Below are 24,557 nucleotides of genomic sequence, written 5' to 3' on the forward strand. Positions count from 1 at the left end.
GTCAAATTTATATAGGCTAATGACATGGCAAAATCAGAGGAGCGTGCTATATTTTACGCCATTAGCTGTGTCTTAAATAACAGCGCAAAACTCAAGTGTGCGCGGTGACGGTGTGAGGATTAGCCAATATGTTGAGATATTGACGGCTCCCATAAATATGAATCAGGAGAAAAGACTGTGAAATTACGCTGGTTACTATCCAGTACTATTGGAACCATCTTCATGCTATCGTCGCCGGCAATGGCCGCGAGACTTGAATCTTGGCGTTTTGATGCTAATCAAAACAGGCTGGAAATTAATACTCAAGGGGATGTTCAACCCCAAGCACAATTAATTTTTAACCCGACTCGTCTAGTAATTGATTTACCAGGAACCTCATTTGGCCGCCCGCAGCTAACCCAACAAGTGGGCGGTGCAATTCGTTCGATCCGTGTTGGGCAGTTTGACGAACAAACAACGCGCATTGTGGTTGAACTGACTCCTGGTTATAGTTTAGACCCCAAACGAGTGCAATTTGTGGGTACAACTGGCGATCGCTGGACAGTGCAATTACCTACGCCAGAAGCCGACAATGTACCCGCAAGAAACACTCAGGGGCAACCAGAACAAGCTATAGCCACTGATACTTCACCCAGAACATCTACACCAACATTCCCCCCAAGGAATATTTACAATGTGGTGACAAGCGGTTCTGTAAATCCACTTAACAACAGAATGGTTGTCGCCAAAGTTACTCAAATTGAGAACTTACAAGTCACTGGTGATGGTTTTTTTATCCGCACCAATGGTGGTAATCCTCAGATTCAGGTAAATCGTAGCAACGATCAGAAGGCAATTAACATCGACATTGCTGGCGCAACTCTATCACCAAGTTTAGAGCAGCGAGATTTGTCAATTAATCGCTATGGTGTTAGCCGTATCCAGTTCACCCAGCTGCAAACCAGCCCATCTGTTGTTCGCCTGACTTTACAAGTAGATGAAAATAGTCCAAATTGGCGAGCAACCACTAGCAGTGCTGGTGGTTTTGTGGTTCTACCCAGTCGTGGGGTTGCCCAGCTGCCTGGAAATAACAGTCCACGTCCCATAGCACCAAGTAACACAACTGCTAGCATTCAGTCTGTGCAACTAGCTAATAATGGCACACAACTGCTGATTCGAGCCGACCAAACTTTATCTGCTACAGGAGGCTGGGATAGAACCTCTGGTCTATTCCGCATCACTATCAACAATGCTAAGTTAGCTCCCAAAGTCACAGGCCCGACTTTCAATCCTAATAGCCCGATTCTGCGAGTACGCCTGCAACCACAAGAATCCAACACTGTCACCATCTTAGTTCAACCAGCAGCCGGAGTACAAATTGGGGAACTCAACCAGGTTGGCGACCAGCTTTTAGCTTTAGAATTACGACGCTCTACTAGCAGCATCACACCGCCCATTGCTTTACCTCCCCTGCCATCGCCAGACCAAGGTCAATTACCAAATCCCATAGATAATCCCCGTCCAATCTCCCAGCCACAGCCACGCCCCTCGGCTCCCAGAGGGAAATTGCTAGTAGTTATTGACCCAGGACATGGTGGAAAAGACTCAGGTGCCCCTGGTCTAGGAGGACTTTTAGAAAAGGATGTAATTCTGCCTATTGGGAAAAGGGTAGGAGCAATTTTAGAGCAAAATGGTGTACAAGCGGTACTAACGCGAGATGCCGACTTTTTCGTAGAACTTCAGGGACGGGTAGATATTGCCAAGCGGGTTAATGCGACTTTGTTTGTCAGCATTCACGCTAATTCCGTTGATAATCGCCCTGATGTCAATGGCTTAGAAGTATATTATTACGAGAGCGGTTATGGTCTGGCTGAAGTAGTTCGTAAAACCATTCTTCAGGACATCGGCACTATTAAAGACCGGGGAACCCGCAAAGCCAGATTCTATGTTCTTAGGAAAAGCTCCATGCCTTCGATTTTGGTAGAAACAGGCTATATGACTGGTTACGAGGATAATCCCAGATTGGGAACACCAGAATATCAAAATCGGATGGCAGAAGCGATCGCTCGTGGCATTCTAAAATACTTACAGCAGAGGTAATATAGTACAAATTACTAATTAAAGAGGTGTATTTAAACTTCTTTGACGCGCAGAATTTAGTGGTCAAATTGGAGATTGTCTGCTAAATTCTGTATTTTAAATCCCAAAACCTAAATATATATCTGCCTGTGTATTCATCTTCCATTTTTGAAGGGAATCTTGACGATTTTTCCGAGCGAGAACCCCAACGTGCCCCAATTGGCATCTTTGATAGTGGTGTGGGTGGGCTAACAGTACTACGACAAATATATCGACAACTCCCCAATGAATCAATTGTTTACTTTGGGGATACAGCTAGACTTCCTTACGGAATTCGTTCACAAGCAGAAATTTTACGATTTACACGTGAAATTATTACCTGGCTACAACAGCAGCAGGTAAAAATGGTAATTATGGCTTGCAACACCAGTTCTGCTTTAGCCCTAGAAACCGTACGTCAAGAATTCAGCATACCTATTTTGGGAGTAATCCTACCGGGTGCAAAAGCTGCGGTGCAGCAAGGAAAGCGGATTGGTGTAATTGCCACTCCAGCCACAGCTAAGAGTAATGCTTATAAGCACGCTATTCTCGAAATTGCTCCTGATGTCCAAGTCTGGCAAGTAGGATGTCCAGAGTTTGTGCCACTCATCGAGCAAAACCGCATTCACGATCCTTACACTGCGGAAGTCGCACGAGCCTACCTAGAGCCTTTATTAGAGCAGGAAATTGACACCCTAGTTCATGGCTGTACTCATTATCCCCACCTTACACCAGTACTGCGATCGCTCCTCCCCTCTCAAGTTCAGTTGGTCGATCCAGCTGTTCATGTTGTGGCAGCTTGTGCCCAAGAACTAGACTTACTAGGCTTAAGAAATACTCATCTACCATTCCCAACTCGCTTCGCCGTCAGCGGTTGTCCGCAACAGTTTTCCCAGTCAGGAGTGCAGTGGCTAGGCTATACCCCAATGGTTGAAGAGGTTTCCTTCACCGATATTGCTATTTCCCAACTCCAATAAAACTAATTAGTCCTTAGTCCTTAGTCATTTATAGAAACAAATGACGAAGGACGAAGGACAAATGACAAATGACTATTGACTATTAACTGATATCTCCTGCTTGTGTTTTCCTTCGGTAGATGAAGGGAAACTTGTAGGAACAGTCTTTGCACCCGTTCGCTTTGCCAATGCTAATAACAGGTAGACTGTGAACAAATATCCAGAGGCTAAAATAAAAATCATCATAGGTATACTTCCGTAAATCATTGTTCTACTAGCACCCTTCTAAACGAATATAAAATTCCATAAAATTAGTAGAACCTCAGCCAAGCAAGTGCATTCTTGATGACTGTAGTTTCCTATGGCAAAATTACCTATAGAGATAAAATCCTCTACGGACAAAGAATTTATAACCTAATGCGACTTCTTGGAGACCATAGATCCCACAGCAGTTAGCTTGCCGTTTAGCAATCTAAAACTACGATTCTCAGCGGTCTACTCGATCTGCTTTATTTTTGCTCAAACTGCTGGGAAAAGAGCAATGCTTGCGCTCTACGTGCGCTGAGTACGTGTAGCGGCTTCCCATAGGAATATCACACAGATCCAAACCAGGAGTTTTGCCTATCGTAGGAAAAATTAAAGAATTTATTCCCTTAATCTCACCGACGAATATTTCTTTTAGACTCACAACACCAAATCCGTAAAATCAACTAGTAGCTGACTTAACTTTTGGGGTGCGAATACCTTACAAAATTTAAAATTACTATATTTTAGCGTAACACAACGACCCTGAATTTTGAGCTTATTCGGCTGCTAAATTTCAAATTTTTTGAAGAGCTACACCTCAATCTGGAGAAATTTAGCCTTACTATTGGCAACTAAATTAAATCATTTCCTTTTTGTCAATAAGTAATATTGCTTAAATTATCTTTTTAACTGTGGCAAGAAAGGTGAGAGGAGAAACTACTTAACACAATTTAATCTGACATTTATCTCGTGTACTGAGAATTCATGTTTTAAGTTAGTTTAAAGTTTGAGTAGCCACAAATTAAGCATAATTGCTTATTGACAAAAACCTCAGCAACCTTAATTATCACCCATAGACTCATAAAAACGGGATTACCTGATGAAAACTTTGCGCTGGCACAGGGTTATCTTAAAATGAGTATAGGATATGTAAACTTTCGTAACCTAAGTCAGAGTCCGCCCATCCATGACCCCAGCCACCTCCCTGTTTACCCCTGTGGAAGCAGACCTGCAACTACTAGCAGATAACCTAAAACAGCTAGTTGGAAATCGCCACCCCATTCTGTTTGCAGCAGCCGAACATTTATTCGGAGCTGGGGGAAAGCGTATCAGACCAGCAATTGTCCTGCTAATATCGCGGGCAACAATGTTAGAACAAGACATTACACCGCGTCATCGCCGCCTTGCTGAGATTACAGAAATGATTCACACAGCAAGCTTAGTACATGACGATGTGGTAGATGAATCAGACGTGCGGCGAGGCGTTCCTACCGTTCATAGTTTGTTCGGGAACCGCATTGCCATCTTAGCAGGAGATTTTCTCTTTGCCCAATCTTCCTGGTATTTAGCAAACTTGGACAATTTGGAAGTAGTGAAACTGCTCTCAGAAGTCATTATGGATCTGGCTACTGGGGAGATTCAGCAGGGACTAAATCGTTTTGATGCTGGTACTTCTATTGAAACGTACATTGAGAAGAGTTACTACAAAACAGCTTCGTTAATCGCCAACAGTTCTAAAGCTGCTGGCTTACTCAGTGAAGTCTCGCGAGAAACTGTTGAGCATCTGTATAGCTACGGTCGTCATTTTGGTATAGCATTTCAAATTGTCGATGACATTTTAGATTTCACCAGTACAACAGATACCTTAGGTAAACCAGTGGGGTCGGATCTCAAAAGTGGTAATCTGACTGCACCCGTTTTATTTGCTTTGGCGGAAAAACCATCTTTGGAAGTGCTGATTGATCGAGAGTTTGCTCAAGAAGGAGATTTAGAGCAAGCACTAGCACTGATTCAAGATAGTCAAGGTATACAGCAGGCGCGAGAGTTAGCTGCTCACCATGCTAAGTTGGCAATTGAACATCTTGCAGTTCTTCCATTCTCAGAATCCCACCAGGCATTGATTAACATAGCTGAGTACACACTGAGTCGCCTCTATTAAATCAGTTATCAGTTCTCAGGTAGAAAGTGGAGATTTAGATGTAGGTGTATTGTGGCTTCCGTAACGCACCGAAAACCCGAAATGTTGTGTTGTGCTAACGCTTTAACACACTAAAGTAGTTTCATTTTTAATTTAATCCACTTATTTAGCAGGTAGAAAGTGGGGTTTTTATTTGTAAGTTCTTAGGGATTTCCAAAAAATAAATTACTACTACTTGTGGGGTGGATAGTGTTCGACTGAGCGCTCACTCTAAAGACTTGCCTGCTTTTGGTTACTAAACACCCCACAATAAAGAATGAGATATTTTTTGATGTGAAAGTTTTTAAGTATAAAACTCTGCTTCACTAGGAAACTAAAACTTTAAAATGGGAAAATGTTCACTGAGAACTGTTTTTTAATCAATTTTAGGTTTCACGAGAGTTGAGTTAGTCGCATGGTGTAACGGAAAGAAAAAATTTCTTTTTTCACTGATTTAGAAAACTTTTTTAAAAGAATTTGAGATTTAAAATTTTGGATGTGGGGTTGTATCTAAAAAACTCCACATCCAAATTTTTTCTATGCAATATCAGGGGGTATCTGTTTAGGCGATCGCTTTTGTCGTAACTGTTTCTGCATGAGTTTTTCTAGTTCAGTGCGTCGAACTTCGACGGTATGAGTGGTCTTACCCGGCGTCTCCAAAAAAACGATACTATCTACGGGTTCTAATGCCACCAATTGGAACAAAATATGGGTGACAGGAGTAATTTTAGCTAGCATTTGAGGGTCAAGCCCATCAGGGGAAATTAGAGAGACATCCTGTATGGTAGGGAAAGCGTAAATCACACGTTTTTCCAATCCTGGGTTAGCACGATTGCTCAATGTAGTTAAAACCCAGCTTGACTCCGAATTTTGGAGAATATAGTACTGGGAGTAGCGTAATTTTTGAGCGATCGCTCTAAGGGTAGGAGCAATTGCTGTAACAAGATGTGGTGTCATACCATCGCGGGGTGCATTGTCAATCAGCAATTGAATTTGTGCTTCTAAATCCATAATGACTTGTATATGACTCTTGGGTAATGGCAATAACATCTATCAAGTGTGAACAATCCCATCAGAATTGGGAATAATAAAATCAGCCACATCCTCAATATAGGATTGGCCTGCGTTTAGCTTATACGTAAAACCAAAAAAGCCAATACCCACAGTCCTACAGGTTGTATTTAAGTAAGTTAGGGTCTTTTGAAAACCGAGACTATGAATTCAGCCGCAACCGCAACTATTCCATCTGCAACTATTCTGGGAGAAAATTCTACAGGCGTGGAGGCGATCTTTCAACTCCTGTCCAAGGAGTTTCAGCAGTCAACCAAAGCTTCGGAACAGAATTGTCACGATGTCGCAACACGTATTACCACCGAAGTCTACCGGATTTGTCATGAGAGTAAACGTATCCAAGCTTCTGGATCTGTAGAAAGCTCGGCGATGACCTTGGCTCGGCATCGGCTGCAACAGTGTCTCAGATACTATCAGTTGGGTTCAAATCGGGGCAGAGTCGAATTACACAGTACTCTGAGTGCAATTATTTATCGATATATTAATCCTCCTCAGAGACAATTGAGCTATCAAGGGCGGCTAACGATAATTGAAGATTTCCTCCAGAGTTTTTATCTGGAGGCGTTGAACGCTTTCCGGCGAGAAAATCAACTCGGTGCTATTTATCGCCCTCAGACGCTCTTGGAATTGTCCGAGTATATGGCATTTACCGAGCGCTACGGCAAGCGACGCATTCCCTTACCAGGCCGTCAGCAACAGCTAATTATCCTGCGGGCGCAAACTTTTTCCCAACAGCAGCCCCCAGAAACCAGCGTAGATATAGAACAAGCCGCAGAAGGTAGCAATAATGAAGGTGACGGTTCTTGGGAAGAACCAGCAATTCACCAATTGCGCTCCACAATGGCAACACAAGCCGAACCCGAACCCGAAGAAGACACCTTGCGCTCTGTTGTTGTCACGGAATTAATGAATTATCTCGAACAACGACAACAATCTGACTGCGCTGATTATTTTTCCCTCCGCCTCCAGGATTTATCAGCACAGGAAATTGAGTCGATTTTAGGTTTAACTCCTCGTCAGAGAGATTATTTGCAGCAGCGTTTTAAGTATCATTTGATTCGGTTTGCCCTGTTGCACCGTTGGGAATTAGTTCACGAGTGGCTGGAAGCATCTTTGCACACCAATTTGGGCTTAACTCCTCAGCAATGGCAAGTATACACAGCACAGCTGGACAACAAGCAACGGTCTTTATTAGAGTTGAAGCAACAAGGACAAGCTGATGAAAAAATAGCAAAAACTTTAGGGCTGTCAATGGCACAACTGCAAAAACGATGGTTTAAGATTCTTGAGCAAGCTTGGGAAATTCGTAACTCATTAGTTTCCGGATCAGGTGCATCTACTCATGAATAGTGACTCAGAATCCTTACAACACCGGTGTCTCGATTGGTTATTGACAGATGATGTCAAAAATAACGAGCAATCGGTAGAATGTGAGGAAAATGACGGGGTAAAAAACCTCCTGAAGGAAGCCACTGCTTCAAAAAGCAGTGAGCCAAAATTGGGAGGAACGCCCCAGACCTTTCAACTGGGAGAAATTCCTACTGTGCAAGATCGTTTTCAAGCTGTCCTTAAGCATCGGTTACAAATCCAAGCCCAAGACCACCCACCGTTGTTTCCTTGGGAAACACAATTAATCGAATATCCTGATTTTGTTGATCAGCCGTCAATGACACTCGTTCCTAGCTGGGGATGGATGGTACAACAGTCAAAGTTGACCTTGCCGACTCGCTTACCGGAAAGAGTTTTCCAGCAATTGCTAGAACAATGTCAGGCTTTAGTGACATCTTCAGTGCCGTTGGGGGCAAAATTAGTTCAAGTGGTGGAGAACTTTTTTCCCAATGAGTCTCAAGCACTAAATGACATAGCTGGATTGGTGCTAAGAAGCACCTATCGGTCTGGCAGTACTCTGGAGACAATGCCCGCGATTCAGAGCGATTACTCAGATTTACAACCGCGTCAACAGATGGCTTTGTCTTTGCTAGCAGCTAAACAACTGCTGGAAAATCTGACTCTACCACTTTCAGCAACCAGTCCGGTGGTAGAAAGACAATGGCTAACCAGTGTTGGTGCTTTGAACATCAGAGTAGAATACCAGTCTCTAAGTAAATTTACGAAGTTGCTTGTTCAAGCTGAGTTACCTGTTAAAGGAACTTTGACGCTGCGGGGAAGTGGCACTTTAGCAATGACAACATCTTCGACTTCGGGATACTTAAATGTAGAGTTAGGCTGTGAGCAACTTAACCCAACTTATACCCTGGAAGTTGAGTTTCCAGAAATAGACGAACAGTCGTTGTTGTTTGTGATTAATCCCACGATTTAGTTTAAATTTCCACCGCTAGCACACTATGTCAATCAACGCCGATATATATTAAGAGGATTTTCCTGGTTTTGAAGCTCATCCTATTTTTCAATAAACAGTCATTAGGGTGTCTACGAGAAGCAGTTATTACAAAGACACAGAGACACGGGGATATGGGGACATGGAGATATTGAGAAAGTATTTGATTATTTCTCGATTCACCGTGTCACCCATTTCTCGTTTCTCTCCATCTCTACCCCCTATCGATCATTTTTTAACACAGTGCTAGGGTAGCAAATTACGTCCCCCGCATTGTGTTTGTTGCATCTACATCATTGCTTCTACTAGACTCAAATGTTTAACTTATCCAGGATGAATCGGTTTTGGCGTATCCCTGTAGGTAATTTCTGGCGGCAAAATCCGCAGGGGTCGCCTTTGATTGAAGTGGAAGATTCAATTTTATTGCGGGTGCTGGTGCTAGCGTTGGTTATTTTGGGAATTGTGGCGACGGATATTGCCGCTGAAACTTCATTTAGTTTTTGGGCGTTACCCCTAAGTGTAGTGGGTACAATTTGGAGTTATTATCGTCGCCGCGATCGCAATGTTGCAATTAAATTCTGCATCGCCATCGGCATGTTAGTAGCACTGGGTGCTTTCTTTGGGCGATTAGTAGGAGAGTTGAATGATACGCGGTTGGGTTTGGCAGAGTTATTAATTCAACTCCAGGTGTTACACAGCTTTGATACACCGCGCCGGAAAAATTTGGGCTATTCGATTGTGATCGGACTGATTTTATTAGGTGTGGCAGCAACTCTAAGTCAGACTTTAGCATTTGCACCTGTGTTGCTGTTATTTTTAGCGATCGCTCTGCCAACTCTAGTATTAGATTACCGTTCACGCTTGGGTTTGCAGCCATTAAAAATAAAAAATGAAAAATTAAACCAGCAGAATTCCTCAAGTCTGAATTTCAAATTTTTAATTCTAAATTTTTTACTAATTGTTGGTCTGGGGCTGGCAATTTTTGCTGTTTTACCGAGATTTCCCGGCTATCAATTACGGAATTTTCCTGTAAGTTCTGCTATTCAAGTAAAAAATAATTTCACCGGACGTAGTATCATTAATCCCGGTTATATCCGCCAAGGTAAAGGTGAGAATCAAGGCAGTGGTAGTGGTGGTACGGGACAAAATCAAACTGGTCAACCAGGTAAAATAGATAATAATTTTTATTACGGTTTTAATAGCCAAATAAACCAAAACCTGCGGGGCGAGATGAAACCCAAGGTTGTAATGCGGGTGCGATCGCAAGCTGAAGGTTTTTGGCGAGTATTAGGATTCGATCGCTATACAGGTAAGGGATGGGAAGTTTCTCGCAATGAAGATGTGACGACTGTTAGGCGATCGCCTTGGTCTTACCAAATTTTTCTTTCCCCATCTGTGCTCACTGGTAAAACCCAAGAGGTAGTACAAACTTATACAGTGGTGTCAGATTTGCCTAACCTAATTCCAGCGATGACTTATCCCAAGGAAGTTTACTTTCCAGCACCAGTGATCGCTGTTGATAAAGAAGACGGATTGCGATCGCCTGTAGAATTATCACAAGGTCTTACCTACACAATAGTTTCCGAAGTGCCATACCGCGATCGCACTTTGTTAGGTGAAGCTTCTACTAAATATCCACCACAAATTAAAAAGTATTATTTGCAAATTCCTCCCGAAATTGCCGAAAAAGTCCGACAACGTACTGAAGAAATCCTCGCTAACTACAATCAAGAAAAAGTCGCAAAGTCTGTTAAAAGCCTGGATTCACCTTATGAGAAGGCTCTCTACTTAGCTCAATATTTAAAGCAACGCTACTCTATTCCCCAAAATCCCTTAGAACTACCTTATTTGAGCGAAAAAGAAGACTTGGTAGAAACTTTTTTGTTTAAGCAAAAGGGAGGCTATCCAGACCACTTTTCAACAGTTCTCACGGTGATGTTGCGTTCCATTGGCATCCCCGCGCGGTTGGTAGCAGGGTTTAATGCGGGAGAGTTTAATCCATTTACAGGGCTGTATGTTGTCCGTAATACTGATGCTTATGCGATGACGGAAGTCTATTTTCCGAAATATGGTTGGTTTGCCTTTGACCCTATTCCCAATCATCCTCTGATTCCGCCATCCATTGAAGATACTCAGACTTTTAGTGTGTTGCGCCAATTGTGGCATTGGGTTGCTGGCTGGCTACCGTCTCCGGTGACAGGCTTGTTGAATAATCTATTTGAGACAATATTTAAGTGGGTGATTAGAGCGATCGCTTGGTTTTTAGCTTTATTCTCTCAAGGTTGGTTTGGTGTATTAACTGGCTTAATTGTGGGGACTACAGCAGGTTTCTTCGCTTGGCTGGGTTGGGGTCAGTGGCGAGAGTGGCGCAACCGTCGATGGTTAAAGAAATTGCCAGCGATGGAGAGCCTTTATCAACAAATGCTGCAATGGACAACCCAAAAAGGTTTAGGCAAGCATCCAGCACAAACACCTTTAGAGTATGCCAGAGTCTCATATCAGCATCATGCCCCGGCAACTGCTGAGGTAATAGATGAAATTTGTCAAGCCTATGTTGGCTGGCGTTATGGTGGTCATACTCCTAACTTGAAGCGATTGCGAGAAAGCTGGCAAGGTATCAAAAAGACTGCTAGGTAGATTAGACTTCGCATAAATTACTGGCGTTGCTGAATCTAGGGATGAATCTTGTGGGGTGGGTATCTTACCTGCCCCAAAATACAAAGGACGGACGAGACACCCATCCCATAAAACCATTAAAATCATTCGGCAAATATGCAACGCAAAATTACTTACTACATCTGTTATGAGGTAAGAATACCTAAATTTTTTACCTCTATACTTTCTGGACTTTTGCGTGAGTGACACTTTGAGGCTCTTTAGAACATTCAATTTATTGGTGCTTTACCTGCCAATGTATTTAGACGATCAGTAGGAGTATTCAACAGGTAAAATACTAATTGAGGATCGTCTACAATAAGGGCACATAACTCTTTATCATATAGCAAGTATTTACTACTCTCAGGACATCTTTCATACAATATTTTGATGTAATCATTCGCTATAAATTGATTAATTCCTTGGCTTATTTCAGGTCTAGAATCTCTTATGTGTTTAAGCGATAGAAATCCGTCTGAACTACGAGCTAGCTCTTTGAAAAGCTCAATGCAAGTTCTTTCATTGTAGTCATCTAAAGAGGCAAAGCATCTTACAGCATCTTCAAACTTTAAAGATAGCTCGTTACTCATAATTTCCGAAATTACAATTTCAAGGTTGCCAGCGATAATCTCCGTACTGTCTTGAGTCTCAGCAATACCTTCTCGTGCTGCTAGGTGATAACACAAAAATTGAGCTATATTCAGACTTCCATTTGCGGAACGAGCAATATCCGTTTTCCGGTCAAAAACTATATTTAAAGCTGCTTCTCCTCTTCTGATCATTTTAAGGATAATTTCATCTGCCACTCTTCCAAGCTTAAAGAATTTGACTCTTGTTGCGACATCAAAAGACAAATTTACAAGACGCTTACCCGTACTTGGTATGCCAACAATAACCAACTTTTTATGAAGTTCATTGTCAGCAAGATACTTGAGATAGTCAACTAATTTCTCTTGCAAGCTCGCTTCTAATCGATGAAAGTCATCTATAATAGCTATTCCGTTGTGCCACTGTTGTATTGTTCCAATATTAGATAAATCTTGCGGATTACGGGCACTCAAAGTTCTAATCTGAAGTCCTTTATCTTCTGGATAAACTTCTTCAATAGCTTTTCTCAAAGCTGTTGTCTTTCCAATACCAGAAGGACCTTCAATAACAACACCAACTCCAGGCTGCATCAAGGCAAGTTTAATCAAATGAAAGTTCTGGGGTTCCACAAAAGTTACTGTTGGAACTCCGGAAGTTTTAAATACTTCAAATATTGGGAATGACTTTTTGAGAAATTCAGAGTTTTGTATAGTTAATTCCGGAGTGACCATTCCTGTTTCTCGAATGGCTTCTATAACTTGTTTTTCTCTGAGTAGTTCCTCGCAAACTAAACGGATACCTTTAACAATATTTGTAAATGCTAAATCCCGGTTTTCCCAAGTAGTTATAGGTTTTGCATTATTAGGTAATGCTTGTAACCTTCCAAATGGTGCACTAAGCCAATCAACTGATCGTAAAATAACTGGAATAACACGAGCTTCCCCTGATTCATGTCGTTCCATTGCTCGTGACAATTCAATGTCATAACAATAGTCAGAGGCGAGAAAATCAGGGCTGATTAGCAGCAGAATTACCTTAGCTGTTTCTAAGTGTTTACTGATTTGACCAGCCCATTCTGTGCCTGCACTAATATCTCGGTCATGCCAAGCAGAAATTACTTGCTGTCTTTCTAGCAACTTGAGATGTTTAGCTAGTTCATCTCTCAATATTTCATCTCTGTGTGAATATGAGATAAAAAGTTCTATTTTTTGATTTCTACGTTGCTGTTCTGGTTGAGGTGTTGTATTAAATATAAAAGGCTTTATGCTATTAGTCTTTTGTATCAAAACTGGTGTTAAATTTTCAGTAATTCCTGCCAATGCGATTGCGCTACAGCCAAGTTTATAAGCAAAATCAACTGGACGACCTGCTCCTAAAGCATCATAAAAGCCTACTGAAAATTCAATAGAAGCTTCATCTCCAATTGCTTGTGTCATACCGATGACACTTTTAATGTATTGAGCAATTGATCGTGCTTGCACCTCTGAATAGCAACCATTCAGGACAACACACTCTACTCTGTCAGAAAACAGATCAAATAGCCTAGCCAGAGCTTGCCCTTCAACCAATTTTGGTCGTCCAGTTTCATCCTCGAATACTAAACCTTCGTCTCCGGCACCATGTCCAGAAAAATGCACGATGTGCGGACTAACATCCAACATCGCTCGTTGAATATCTCTTGGTCGTACCGCCCACTTTTGAGTCAATACAAACTGGTCACGATTTTTGGAGCGTTGCAGCCCTGCCTCAATATCTCGAACTTCTTCATCCAATCGCAATCTTGAAGTGTCTTTTGGATTCGCTGCTAAAACCAAAATTCTTTTGACCGAACTTGTATCGTTCATAATAAATCTGCAACAGATGTATTCTCAGCCATTAGTATAACTTTGCTCTTACTGTCGCTGAAAAATACAAACCAATTTATTTTACCAACGACAACTTGTTGGAATGTTGAAGGTTTGCCAACATTCAACCTAACCTCACATCTGCATCAAATTTTCTGAGGAGTAGCGACGCAAACCCTGGTAGAACACACCTGCACCAACCAACAGCACGGTCGTTGATCCAACCACAGCTAGCACAGCATGAATCAAAGATAGCGATCGCAATGCCTCAATCGGCAAATAAGTCACAAATCCAGATGGAATCAACGTGTACAGCACTAGCTTCACCGTTCCCTCAAACAAAGTCGCTGGATAGGTACTGAAGGTAAGCATGGCATTTCGCCACTGTTGTATCAGTCCTTCAGAATTGCCTAGATAAAAGCTGAGGCTACCTGTCAAAATATTAAAGCCGACAAACAACATCGCCACTGAAACTGTCAATCCAGTGAACAACGCCAAATGCACCGCATCAGGCTTGACAAAAAACACAAATAAATTCCATATCCAAAAAGCAATTATGCTAAGTGTGCATTTCCATAAATCTAGCTATTGCTAGATGCTGAAATTCTCTCAAAAGCTATAATTTACATCTGTTGCACCGAGAGATTAACTTGTGGATGTCATATTAGAACGATCGCACGAATTAAAACAAGCCTTAGTTGATTTTGTCCTTGATGCTGAAGGCGAACTGGCACAAGCATTGGAAACTTATGCTGCAGAACAGTTGCGTCGTGGAAGTGGTGATAGTACACAGCAGGACTTAACCATCGATAGCTTTTTGACAGCCGGGAAAGTTGGTGATAAGTCACCATTAGAGTTGTTTATCGAAAGCCATCCAGATTTAGCAGAAAGCGATCGCAGCCTGATCAACAGTTGGCATCATACTTTTATTGGCTTGTTTGCCATCACTAATATTTTACCTGATGGCTTTGAATTGACGAACTGGTTGACAGATAAACGCTACATTGTCAAGCCAAACAATACTCAAACATTACAGGCAATATCTCGGTTGAAAGTCGGAGAAATCTTGCTAACTCGCATTTCTCCCGTTACCGATAGCTACTGGATGTTTTCTGGCCCCTACACAATAATGGGTAAATTAGGTAAACCAAAACTTGCCGTAGCAATTGGTAACTTCAAAGAAAACTATAAAAGTAATCTTTACAGCGATGCTCCAGACTTGCTAGAAGAAGCTTGGCAGTCAGTAGAAAAATATCATCAGCAGTTTGTGGACTTTTTTGGCACTGATGAAATCACACTACCTGGATACCAGCTTAATAAAAAAATAGCGGAATTTCAAGAAGTAATTACTGAAAAAACCTTTGCAGCCGCAGGAATTGATACTTCTAAATCTCTTGCTGAAGTGGCAGAAGCAGCTGGAATTGGCGACGAAGAAATAAAAGCAGCCGCACAAGAATTTGGTGCTGATTCTAACGTAGTCTCTGAGATGTTTAACAGCAAAAGCAGCAAGAGCAAAATGGTTATGCCAAAGGTTGATTTGCCTGCTGAACTCAAGAAAGCAGAACAGGTAACGGCTCTTTCTCATCCCCGTTGGGGACAAATGTTTTTACCAACATATAGTAAGGTACAAGCAATCTTATCAGCAGAGGACTGGCAAAGTGTTCAAGGGGCGGAAAAATTAGTTCGTTACTACCTGGAAGATAAAAGTATTAATGCTTTCATTTGGAATCGATTAGCACAACAGTATCCAACTCAGTTAGAAAATGTATTGCGAACATTTTTACAACGTCCAGAGTTTAGGCTTGAAAGTGACTTGGATGCACTTTTGCAAGAATTCCACAAACCTATTGAGCCAGAGTTGCCAGACATTGCCAGTGTACCCATACATTTACATAACTTATTTCAGGAAGCTTTAGGAGAAGTTAACAAATCTAAGCCCAAAGGTAAGGGGCAACAAAAGCCAGCAAAGGGTTTTCAACGAGGTTAACAAATAGATCCAACATTTTACCCTACTCACTTAGGGTTATATGGTTTCCTTTCTTAAAGTGCTTTATAGGAGTGTATAGCTAGCTGTGCGCTCCGACAGCGTGTTGTGTGAAATCAGTGTCAAAAACGAGATGAAGGTGGGCTAGTTATATTTAAGGATCGGTAAATAACAGGTGAACAATCTCATCTACAATTTGTTCTGGACTCTCAAGCTTGACTAGAAATCGATTAAAACCAGCATTCAAAGCTTTATGGCTTGAGACTTCCCGTGTATAAGAAGTAATAGCGATCGCAGGCAACTCTCTTATAGATGGGCAAGAATTCACTCGAATTTGCTCAATTAACCAATTTCCATCATGAACAGGCAACTTCACATTGCACAGCAGAATATCGGGATGAAGCGATTCGATCAAGTCAAGGGCTGTTTCTGCATCGGTTAAAGCCATTACCTCTGCACCTGCTGTTTCCAAAATGAAGGTGAGCAAATCTGCAATATCTGGCTCATCTTCTACCAGTAAGATCAGGGTTCCAATAAGGTGCTGGAACGAATTTAACTCAGTTTCTTGATTGATTTTTTGATCCCTTGCCATGCCGTCCTTTTATTGTCTGCTATAGTCTGCTATTTCTATTGCAACGCATGGAGCGGAATAAGTATTCAGCCTAAATACACAAACTTGGGGTGAAAAGCTTTATCAATATGAAGAAGTTAATTCACCGATCAATATTGAGTGTCCTGTTAGGTAAGCGATCGCCCTAACCAACTCATCTATGTCCACAGGCTTTAATAACCATTGGTCAAACCTTGCTTGCGACTTTGGAAATCGAGCTTCTAACTCTCCAAGTCCCGTGACTGCAATAACAGGAGTGGATTTGTCAAGCCTATCTTCAATTTGCCGGATCTGACGTAGCAGCGAATAACCATCTTCACCAGGCATGGCAATGTCACTAAGTACTAAATCTGGGCGAAGTTCGACAAATGTTGCTAAGGCTTGATGTACTGTGAAAGTTGAATGAACTTCAATCCCATACAACTCAAGCAAACAAGTCATCCAGGTACAGGAATCCAGGTCATCATCCACCACTAGTACTCGCAATCCTTCCAGTGTGGAAGTGTTGGGAATGGGCATACCAGGAGCCTTACTCTAAGTGAATGTCATAGTATCTAATGAGAATTTAAGAATTAGTGCATTTTTCATAGAAAAATAAGATTTCCATAATTTTACTTAACATTATGCAACGCAATTCTCAGAATTTAGCGGCTCGAACAGACGGCGTAGGAATCTAGAGGAATATACGATATGGTTTTCATAAGTAAAGTGTTGTCTTCTGTAATAGTCTAAGTATAGTGCTTTGCAATCGTAATCATAAATGTTTAGCCGATGCTGATTTATCGTTATTATCGAATGATAAAAAACTTAAAATAGTTTTTATCTATTTAAAATTCTTAATATTTTCTCTAATATTTTTAGGTTTTGGTGATGGCGTTTTTGTAGTACTTACAAAGTGGACTAATATTTTTTGGTAATAGGAGAAAAGCTATTACCCATAACTCATTACCGAGGTTCAGCTTGAGTTGAGACTGTTAATACTTGCGGTGGTGTGGCATCTGGTGGATAGAGAAAATCTACTTCTACTAAAGAGCGATCGCCTGGTTTCATCTTTAATAAAACTAATGGTTCCCCTGGTTGACCTCTCTTTTGCACTAAATGCACAAACTGAGTTTGTGGCTGATTTTGGTCATTTTTGTAACGTACCCGCACCGTTCCTCGGAAGAATACTTGAGGATCTGGTGTACTCAGAAAGCGTAACCCTGGTTTGAATAACCGATCTTCCTTGAGTGGTGTTTGTATGGATACACTAACAGTTTGAGGACTTTGAGTATTGTTGTATAGCGGCAACTTGAGATTATATTGAATTCCATAGTTGCCATGAGCGCGATATGCAGTGTCAGGATAGCGCACCAGCATAGGCGCACTTTGAATTTGACCAGTTCCTAATGTACCGCCATGCAGGGTACTCAGAGCGTAGGAAAACACTTGACCAGGCTGGGGAATAGTTAGATATCTAGCTTTAGGATTATTTACTAATAAGGCTCTCCATCGTGAACCACCAACCACTCCCGCAACACGCCCATAAATTCTTGGCTTACCAGTTTCCTCTAAGGGAGTGGGAGTTTTATCTCGTGGCCCAGCCAAATCACCATTATCTAGTAAATTCTGCCACTCTTCTAAGGTAGGCGCTCGCTCACTGCCATCAGGATTCTCCTGTGCAAACATGGCGAGGCTAGCTGCATAGACAGTGCCATCACTTTGCAATCGGATGAATGTAGACCGACCATTCAGGGGTGGTGTCAATCCCTGCACAGGAATTGGCAAATTGAGTAACATCCGACTTTGCTTTGGTGGAATCTGAATTTGGGCAGGAAAAATCTCTTGTCGCACTCCCCTAAGTACATCAGACATGACGCGATCGCCTGGGCCGGCAAAAACTTTACCTAAAAGGTTTTGGCTAAAGGATGGTAACTGAATAAATGGTGCATCCGGTTGACTTAAATAACTCGCCGCCTGCCAAATATTTACCTTCACTGGTTGCGAACTAGGGTTATGCAAAATTATCCCTAGATAGAGCGATGTCTCCGACGGGCTACGCCTACGCAAATTCTCTGGTGGTTCAGCTTTCGCAACGTGATGAGCAAAAATATCAAATCGTCCCCGAAAGGGAAAATTCAAATGCGCTGTTGGCACTTTTTTCCCATCTGGTGGAAAGGTGGAAAGTAAAATTCCTTCTTTCAACACCAATTCTGGACTATTGCTGTTAAAGGTTGGCACTGTATCCAACTTCCCTGGTAAAGGTCGTACTTCTTGTGGTTGGACGACTTCTTCAGGTAGTGTGGCAGGAGTTGATTGGGCTATTGGGAAAATTAGTAACAATGGCAACATATACTTAGATATTTCTTTCACCATACAGACATTAACAACTTGATGAAAGTGCCAGTTTGTTAATAATTAATACGAAATCGGCAAGAATCCCCATCAAATTTTCTTGATTGAGAACCGGAATGTGGACAAAAATACAACGTGCAGTGAGTTGATTTTGGCTTAAGTAGTCCAACACTGAATAGTAAAGACCTTCTCTACGAGACGCTACGCGAACACAGACAAATTTCCCACAGTCGTGGCTAATTTGAATTGCCGCTGCTTCCGCCACTAATTTTTCTAAATCAACTTTTGTCTGTAAAACAATTTTTCCACAGCTAGCAACTGCTTCCACACTTAATTGTGTACGGCTTGCAGCCATGCCACAGCAGATGATGTAATCAGGTTGGATTGCCTTGATTTTTTCCATTACCTGAGTACTGGCAAGTTGAACATCTACGGGTAACTGGCATAAAAAAGTTAAGTAATCTGGGAGCAACTCAAGTTTGGTAACTTCAAGTAATAAATCATCAGAAGAATTTGACTGTTGATCTTTTCGCCAAGTGTCAAAAGAAGTTAATAGAATTCTTTTCTTCATAACAAATATTATTTAGAATAGAAAAACCCTCCATAATAAATTTACAAGGAGCAGGTAAATGCCAGTAATTGCGATCGTAGATTACGAGATGGGAAATTTGCACTCAGTCTGCAAAGGCTTGGAAAAAGCTGGGGCAACTCCTAATGTTACTTATTCTCCAAAGGAATTAGAGCAGGCAGATGCTATAGTCCTACCGGGAGTAGGAGCATTTGATCCAGCAGTGCAACACCTGCGAGCGCGCGGTTTAGAACAACCTATTAAAGAAGCGATCGCATCTGGTAAACCTTTTTTGGGAATTTGTTTAGGATTGCAAATTCTCTTTGAATCAAGTGCAGAAGGTACCCAACCAGGGCTAGGAATTATCAAAGGAAAAGTGCGGCGGTTTCGTCCCGAACCTGACATCACTATTCCTCACATGGGTTGGAATCAACTAGAAGTGACTCAACCAAAAAGTATTTTGTGGGAGCATTTACCATCAGATCCTTGGGTGTATTTTGTCCATTCCTACTATGTTGACCCAATAGACCCGCTAATCCGTGCAGCAACTATCACTCACGGTACTCAAACCGTTACAGCTGCGATCGCTCACGAAAACCTCATGGCAGTTCAATTTCACCCCGAAAAATCCTCTAATATCGGATTGCAAATCCTGTCTAATTTCGTTGCTCAAGTCCGCGAAAAAATCCCTGCCTAATATTCTTTTTGTCATTTGTTTTTTGTCTTTTGTCTAAAACTAATGACCAATGACTAATGACTAATGACCAATGACTAATAACCAATGAGCCTGAGAATTTACGGTAATCGCCAGCTAAAAACTTTACCAGGAAAAGAAACTAGACCCACTAGTGCGCGAGTAAGAGAGGCAGTCTTTAATATTTGGCAGGGAGAAATTGCAGGTTGTCACTGGCTAGATTTGTGCGCCGGTACTGGTTCAATGGGCGCAGAAGCTTTGTGTAGAGGAGCCAGCTTAGTAGTGGGAATTGAACAATCGAGCCAAGCCTGTGTCACCATCCAACAAAATTGGCAGCAGTTAGCTAATGCCGACCAAGAATTTCGGGTATTGCGTGGAGATATTACCCAGCAGTTAAAGACTTTATCAGGTAAGCAATTCGATAGAATCTACTTCGATCCACCTTATGCCAGTGGATTGTACCAGCCAGTATTAGAAGCGATCGCTCACTATCAACTTTTAGATCATAACAGCGAAATCGCAGTTGAACACTCCTCACAAGGTTGGACACCGCCAGAGATTCCCGCTTGGGAAATTTGCCGCCAGAAAGTTTACGGCAACACATCACTTACTTTCTACAGAATTTTGGAATGACAGGAATGGGGAGTGGGGGAGAAAAATTGCTTCCTTGTCCTCCTTATCCCCCTTCCCTCATCCTACTCAGCAACACCAGTTGTTCTCCTGTCGGAGACGCTATGCGTAGCTTGCTTAAGAGCAGGAGTACAAGTCGGCAGATCTGCCCAACGCACTGGCTCCTCAGCACTCAGCACTGGGCACTTCCTCATCCCCCCAGCTGATTGGGGCGCTTGTATTGCTTATATGCAGCGTAAAAAAGTCCGGCGAGAGTGACGAAAACTAGACCAAGGACAATACCTGATAGCAGGGGTTCAACCACTGTAAATCTCCTCTTTGTAATTATTAAATATTCGTTGCCTGTTTTTGATTTTACCAAATTTCGTATGAATCCTGCGCCCTACAGCCTTTTGGAGGGCGACTGCCCACAAAAAAATAGTCTTCTGTGCTTGCAGACACAATCAAGAACTTTTAAGCTATGTGTAGGAAATGAAAACTTTTTAGCACACCTAAACTTTCACAGCAAACCTTTTGGATAACCAGATTACCAAACCTGAAATTTTGATTCAGCGGATCGTTTTATTGACGCTGGCTATACTGCTAGGAGTCCCTTTGGGCTTTTTTGGTGTTCAGTTGGTTCAAGCCTCCGATCCATACGTCAAGAGTGTTCTATCCCTAACAGGAAACCCAATTCAAGGACACGCGATATTTCAAATTAACTGTGCTGGTTGTCATGGCTTGGAAGCAGACGGGCGAGTGGGGCCCAGTTTGCAAGCTGTTTCAAAGCACAAGTCTCGGTATGGGCTGATTCACCAAGTGATCAGTGGCGAAACACCGCCAATGCCAAAATTCCAACCTAGTGCTCAAGAAATGGCGGATCTTTTGAACTATTTAGAGTCGTTGTAAACCTAAGAATTTTTGGTTGTAGGATACATAAATACCCTTATGTGAAAAGGCAGCATATAATGTGTGCCTTTTTACACCTACTAGACCTATAAACAGACCCCCTAGATGCTCGATAGCTTTTGCGCAGCGTCTTGTAGAAAAGCTTTAGCAACGTAGGAGCGTCGCCCTCAGCACATTATGCCTGCTCTACTTGAGAAACATTCTAAACGCTTAGATGCGAGACGCTGCGCGTAGCTTGCTTTCCCGTAGGGGTACGCAAACTCACTAAAGTCCTTGGCGTCTACCCTTATCTACCAAACGCTCTTTTGAGGTTGGGAGAAGAACCGCGACACTAATACCACTGTGCCTCTATGCATAATAATAGAAACCTCAAAACACTTTAGCTCAGTCTGATAAACTTCGTCTTCTAAAGTCGTAGTGGCGAGAACTGTCTTTTGTCTTTATCTTCACATCTGCTAGTATTTGCGTAGAATCTTTGATAAAAACTCATATAAACTGTATATTTTTAAGTATGTTAGCAAGTAACTATTTAATTATTGCGAAAGTGAGGTTAGTATACCTAACTCTTTAGAATTAAGGTAAAAGTTCCTAGACAATGGGCTAAGGTATAGCTTCTTTAACAGACTAGATATTCTTGAGATGACCGAAAGCTAATGACTGAAGCGATCCAAATCGGTAATCGTACAATTACAGCTAGTGAACTGATTTCTTTACTGGCAAGTTACCAAATGCTGCCACAGTTGCAGCGGGAATTAACCATTGATGAGGCGATAGAGCAAAACTCACGCTCCGCCAAGGTAGTAATAGAGTGTACCCCTGAGGAAGTAGCCCAAGCTAAACAGCAGTTTTACGCTGAAAAACAGTTTAAAAATGAAGAAGACATCCAGGCTTGGATGGCACATCAAGGGCTGACTCCTGATCAACTAGAAGTTATTACCACTCGTAAGCTGAAAATTGAAAAATTCAAGCAAGCCACTTGGGGTAATAAACTGGAATCTTACTTTTTTCAGTCCAAGGCAAAACTGGACAAAGTAATTTATTCCCTACTGCGAACCCAGGATGTGGGAATTGCCCAAGAACTCTACTTCAGGATTCAGGCAAAAGAAAACTCTTTTGCTGATTTGGCGCGGGAATACTCACTCGGTCCGGAAGCCCAAACTGGTGGCTTGGTAGGCCCGATTGAACTGAATGCACTACATCCAATAATGGTGCAAATGCTCTCTAGCAGTCAACCAGGTCAGATATTGCCCCCTACCCGTATCGCTGAATGGTTTGTTATTTTGCGGTTAGAAAAATTTATTCCAGCACAACTGGATGAATTTATGAAAATGCGCCTGTTGAATGAACTCTTTGAAAACTGGCTACAAGAACAGCAAAAGCAAATCATGTCTGCACCACAAGGGGAGGAGGATACGTGACAGGCAGGCAGGCGATAAACCTCTAACCTAAGTATGGGACTCACCTACCATGCTTGGCTTCAAAACTGAGGTTAGCGATCAGTCTGTTAGTTTTACAAGCTGGCGAGTGATCGTTTCTGATGTTGTTCATATAGTAGATGGAATCCCACCTCATTAATTATTTAAAAAGTGGAATCTGGCCTTTGTCAAGATAAAAATGAGGCTACTGTAGATTAAAGATTAGAAAACTTGCAGCACAAAGAAGTTGGACAATTAAAGAGGTGGCTGAAGATGCCCAGGTAAAGTACAACACAGTGCAAAGTTACGCCCGACATCGGGGGATGAATATGGTTGACCTGACTGTTGTTTAAAAAATAGCCAGTGCTTTTGGTGTATCAATTAAAGATTTGATTGAAGTAGTGGAAGAGTAGGCGATCGCAAAGGTATGTGAAGATATCACTTTTGAATATCCTCAATCTTGCCGTAATCTCGATATAAGAACAGAGTCAAGAAACCGATAATAATACTTACAAAATATGACAGCCGTCCTATCTTATAAGTCACTAGAGGAGAAAATTTATCAATTATCCTTTAAACACAGAAATTCTTCATACTCTGTATATCTCAGAGAAATTTGCAATAAGTTAGCAGATTTATCCTATTCATCTGACTCATCAAATAAATATTTTGTGATAGAACCACTACTTTTAGCAATAAGAAACGACCTGTTTGAGAGATTGTGGGAGCTATCTGGTGTAGACTCAGTAGCCTGAACTTCCGCCAAGTACCAAAGCGAAGTATGAACAAAAGACTGAATATGTTAAGGAATTACATAAATCTCTAGAAAAAGCAATCACATATCTTTATCAGTTGAGACAAATGGGCGCAGAGTTAAGTTAAAATAGTAGCAGCCTAAACCTAGCTGCTGGAGCAAAGCATATTCTGTCTTGGGTGATAGTGAGTAATCTAATAAATTTACTACAAATCCCTCACATAATAATTTTTACTTACCTTCTTCCCACTCTTGCCGACCAGGTAAATTACTCAGCATCTCATCAATAGCACCAGGTAAAGACTTTTGTGAATTTGTATAAGTCAAATTTAAAAATTTTTTTGCTATGGAGACAATCAGTGATTTATCTACCATTGCTTCCAGTTGCTTAGGTGTATACAAACCATCGAAAACTTCAGCAGATGCTGGCTTTATTGCTGCATAAAAAGCAGCATCCAGCAAATCTTCCCAGTCATCTTACTTCACATAATCAGAAGTCTTATTATCCTGTAAATTTAAATCTTGAATTTCTAAAATCGAACCTTCAATAGAAGCTGCCCATGAATTATTTAATCTCTGTTCAACCTGATTTTTAATTAAATGAATCATGAGTCTGATGAGGAAACTCCTAATATTTCGGATATAACTCTTTCGACTCATCAACTCTAGCTCATCAACAATTACCAAAGCGTCGTCATAACGTCCATCAAGAATAGACTTTCTTAAATCCCAAAGTTCTTGAGTCATAAGTCATAGCAATTTATCCAATACTAAATTCAGCATAAACTAAAACCCCCTAGCTGTTATGAGAGCTAGAGGGTTTTAGTTTGAAAAATGAAACCTGGCATCGAGCTATTTTTGCGTAGGGCAACCCCTAAACTATCGTGGCCGCAGCAGCGTTTCACCTCTGAGTTCGGGAAGGGTTCAG

The 24,557-nt window shown here is 41.6% G+C and carries 22 protein-coding genes and 1 rRNA gene; 11 read left to right on the forward strand and 12 right to left on the reverse strand.

All coding sequences use genetic code 11. The features are described 5' to 3' along the window. Positions 1-177 precede the first annotated feature (177 nt). On the forward strand, positions 178-2,079 hold the full coding sequence (locus V7L12_RS26355) for an N-acetylmuramoyl-L-alanine amidase (RefSeq protein WP_335088866.1): 1,902 nt from the start codon (positions 178-180) through the stop codon (positions 2,077-2,079). Between the two features lie 128 nt (positions 2,080-2,207). Beyond that, positions 2,208-3,074 (forward strand): glutamate racemase, encoded by an 867-nt coding sequence (gene murI, locus V7L12_RS26360; protein WP_335088867.1) that lies wholly within the window; start codon positions 2,208-2,210, stop codon positions 3,072-3,074. Positions 3,075-3,146: 72 nt separating this feature from the next. Here the strand turns inward: murI and V7L12_RS26365 are convergent, their stop codons facing one another. Beyond that, positions 3,147-3,299: a hypothetical protein gene (locus tag V7L12_RS26365; RefSeq protein ID WP_292784313.1), complete on the reverse strand. Its 153-nt coding sequence runs from the start codon at positions 3,297-3,299 to the stop codon at positions 3,147-3,149. A gap of 967 nt (positions 3,300-4,266) precedes the next feature. Between V7L12_RS26365 and sds the strand changes: the two genes are divergently transcribed. Beyond that, positions 4,267-5,238, forward strand: coding sequence for a solanesyl diphosphate synthase (gene sds, locus V7L12_RS26370; RefSeq protein ID WP_335088869.1), 972 nt, complete (start codon positions 4,267-4,269; stop codon positions 5,236-5,238). 555 nt (positions 5,239-5,793) lie between these two features. On the opposite strand, the gene V7L12_RS26375 is transcribed toward sds, so the two are convergent. Further along, positions 5,794-6,267, reverse strand: a complete 474-nt coding sequence (locus V7L12_RS26375; RefSeq protein ID WP_335088871.1) for a hypothetical protein — start codon at positions 6,265-6,267, stop codon at positions 5,794-5,796. Between the two features lie 204 nt (positions 6,268-6,471). On the opposite strand from V7L12_RS26375, the gene hetZ reads away from it, so the two are divergent. The 3 genes from hetZ to V7L12_RS26390 all read left to right on the forward strand — a co-directional run bounded on the left by hetZ (position 6,472) and on the right by V7L12_RS26390 (position 11,302). Next, positions 6,472-7,677: a heterocyst differentiation protein HetZ gene (gene hetZ, locus V7L12_RS26380; RefSeq protein WP_335088873.1), complete on the forward strand. Its 1,206-nt coding sequence runs from the start codon at positions 6,472-6,474 to the stop codon at positions 7,675-7,677. Next, positions 7,670-8,647, forward strand: coding sequence for a PatU (locus V7L12_RS26385; RefSeq protein ID WP_335088875.1), 978 nt, complete (start codon positions 7,670-7,672; stop codon positions 8,645-8,647). The genes hetZ and V7L12_RS26385 overlap by 8 nt, the downstream gene beginning before the upstream one ends. 351 nt (positions 8,648-8,998) lie before the next feature. Then, positions 8,999-11,302 (forward strand): transglutaminase TgpA family protein, encoded by a 2,304-nt coding sequence (locus tag V7L12_RS26390; RefSeq protein WP_335088876.1) that lies wholly within the window; start codon positions 8,999-9,001, stop codon positions 11,300-11,302. A 248-nt stretch (positions 11,303-11,550) separates the two neighbouring features. Here the strand turns inward: V7L12_RS26390 and V7L12_RS26395 are convergent, their stop codons facing one another. Beyond that, positions 11,551-13,752, reverse strand: a complete 2,202-nt coding sequence (locus V7L12_RS26395) for a TIR domain-containing protein (RefSeq protein WP_335088878.1) — start codon at positions 13,750-13,752, stop codon at positions 11,551-11,553. A 135-nt stretch (positions 13,753-13,887) separates the two neighbouring features. After that, complete coding sequence (locus V7L12_RS26400) at positions 13,888-14,310, reverse strand: ABC-2 family transporter protein (RefSeq protein ID WP_335088897.1); 423 nt, start codon at positions 14,308-14,310, stop codon at positions 13,888-13,890. 94 nt (positions 14,311-14,404) lie between these two features. Here V7L12_RS26400 and V7L12_RS26405 point away from each other — a divergent pair, with 94 nt between their 5' ends. Further along, complete coding sequence (locus tag V7L12_RS26405) at positions 14,405-15,739, forward strand: hypothetical protein (RefSeq protein ID WP_335088880.1); 1,335 nt, start codon at positions 14,405-14,407, stop codon at positions 15,737-15,739. 151 nt (positions 15,740-15,890) lie between these two features. Here the strand turns inward: V7L12_RS26405 and V7L12_RS26410 are convergent, their stop codons facing one another. The 4 genes from V7L12_RS26410 to V7L12_RS26425 all read right to left on the reverse strand — a co-directional run bounded on the left by V7L12_RS26410 (position 15,891) and on the right by V7L12_RS26425 (position 19,251). Continuing rightward, the gene (locus V7L12_RS26410; RefSeq protein ID WP_335088882.1) at positions 15,891-16,328 is read right to left on the reverse strand and encodes a response regulator; all 438 of its coding nucleotides are present in this window, start codon (positions 16,326-16,328) and stop codon (positions 15,891-15,893) included. A gap of 102 nt (positions 16,329-16,430) precedes the next feature. Continuing rightward, complete coding sequence (locus tag V7L12_RS26415) at positions 16,431-16,865, reverse strand: response regulator (protein ID WP_335088884.1); 435 nt, start codon at positions 16,863-16,865, stop codon at positions 16,431-16,433. A gap of 426 nt (positions 16,866-17,291) precedes the next feature. After that, complete coding sequence (locus tag V7L12_RS26420) at positions 17,292-18,677, reverse strand: DUF3370 domain-containing protein (RefSeq protein WP_335088898.1); 1,386 nt, start codon at positions 18,675-18,677, stop codon at positions 17,292-17,294. Positions 18,678-18,708: 31 nt separating this feature from the next. Beyond that, positions 18,709-19,251, reverse strand: a complete 543-nt coding sequence (locus tag V7L12_RS26425) for a peptidase C15 (RefSeq protein WP_335088886.1) — start codon at positions 19,249-19,251, stop codon at positions 18,709-18,711. Between the two features lie 58 nt (positions 19,252-19,309). Between V7L12_RS26425 and hisH the strand changes: the two genes are divergently transcribed. Next, positions 19,310-19,945: an imidazole glycerol phosphate synthase subunit HisH gene (gene hisH / locus V7L12_RS26430; RefSeq protein WP_292784266.1), complete on the forward strand. Its 636-nt coding sequence runs from the start codon at positions 19,310-19,312 to the stop codon at positions 19,943-19,945. A gap of 84 nt (positions 19,946-20,029) precedes the next feature. Then, complete coding sequence (gene rsmD / locus V7L12_RS26435; RefSeq protein WP_335088888.1) at positions 20,030-20,575, forward strand: 16S rRNA (guanine(966)-N(2))-methyltransferase RsmD; 546 nt, start codon at positions 20,030-20,032, stop codon at positions 20,573-20,575. Between the two features lie 187 nt (positions 20,576-20,762). Here the strand turns inward: rsmD and petG are convergent, their stop codons facing one another. Continuing rightward, the gene (gene petG / locus V7L12_RS26440) at positions 20,763-20,876 is read right to left on the reverse strand and encodes a cytochrome b6-f complex subunit V (protein ID WP_063721252.1); all 114 of its coding nucleotides are present in this window, start codon (positions 20,874-20,876) and stop codon (positions 20,763-20,765) included. A 209-nt stretch (positions 20,877-21,085) separates the two neighbouring features. On the opposite strand from petG, the gene V7L12_RS26445 reads away from it, so the two are divergent. Together V7L12_RS26445 and V7L12_RS26450 are read left to right on the forward strand one after the other, a co-directional pair. Continuing rightward, positions 21,086-21,460 carry a cytochrome c gene (locus V7L12_RS26445; RefSeq protein WP_334822341.1) on the forward strand — a complete coding sequence of 125 codons (375 nt, stop codon included), beginning with the start codon at positions 21,086-21,088 and terminating at the stop codon, positions 21,458-21,460. Positions 21,461-22,113: 653 nt separating this feature from the next. Further along, entirely contained in the window at positions 22,114-22,878 is a 765-nt protein-coding gene (locus V7L12_RS26450) for a peptidylprolyl isomerase (protein WP_335088891.1), read from the forward strand. A gap of 982 nt (positions 22,879-23,860) precedes the next feature. On the opposite strand, the gene V7L12_RS26455 is transcribed toward V7L12_RS26450, so the two are convergent. The 3 genes from V7L12_RS26455 to rrf all read right to left on the reverse strand — a co-directional run. After that, entirely contained in the window at positions 23,861-24,091 is a 231-nt protein-coding gene (locus tag V7L12_RS26455) for a hypothetical protein (protein WP_335088893.1), read from the reverse strand. A gap of 15 nt (positions 24,092-24,106) precedes the next feature. Beyond that, on the reverse strand, positions 24,107-24,376 hold the full coding sequence (locus V7L12_RS26460) for a DUF29 family protein (protein WP_335088895.1): 270 nt from the start codon (positions 24,374-24,376) through the stop codon (positions 24,107-24,109). Positions 24,377-24,468: 92 nt separating this feature from the next. After that, a 5S ribosomal RNA gene (gene rrf, locus V7L12_RS33370) occupies positions 24,469-24,557 on the reverse strand; the annotation flags it as partial.

The organism is Nostoc sp. (assembly GCF_036918245.1).
Classification (GTDB): domain Bacteria; phylum Cyanobacteriota; class Cyanobacteriia; order Cyanobacteriales; family Nostocaceae; genus Nostoc.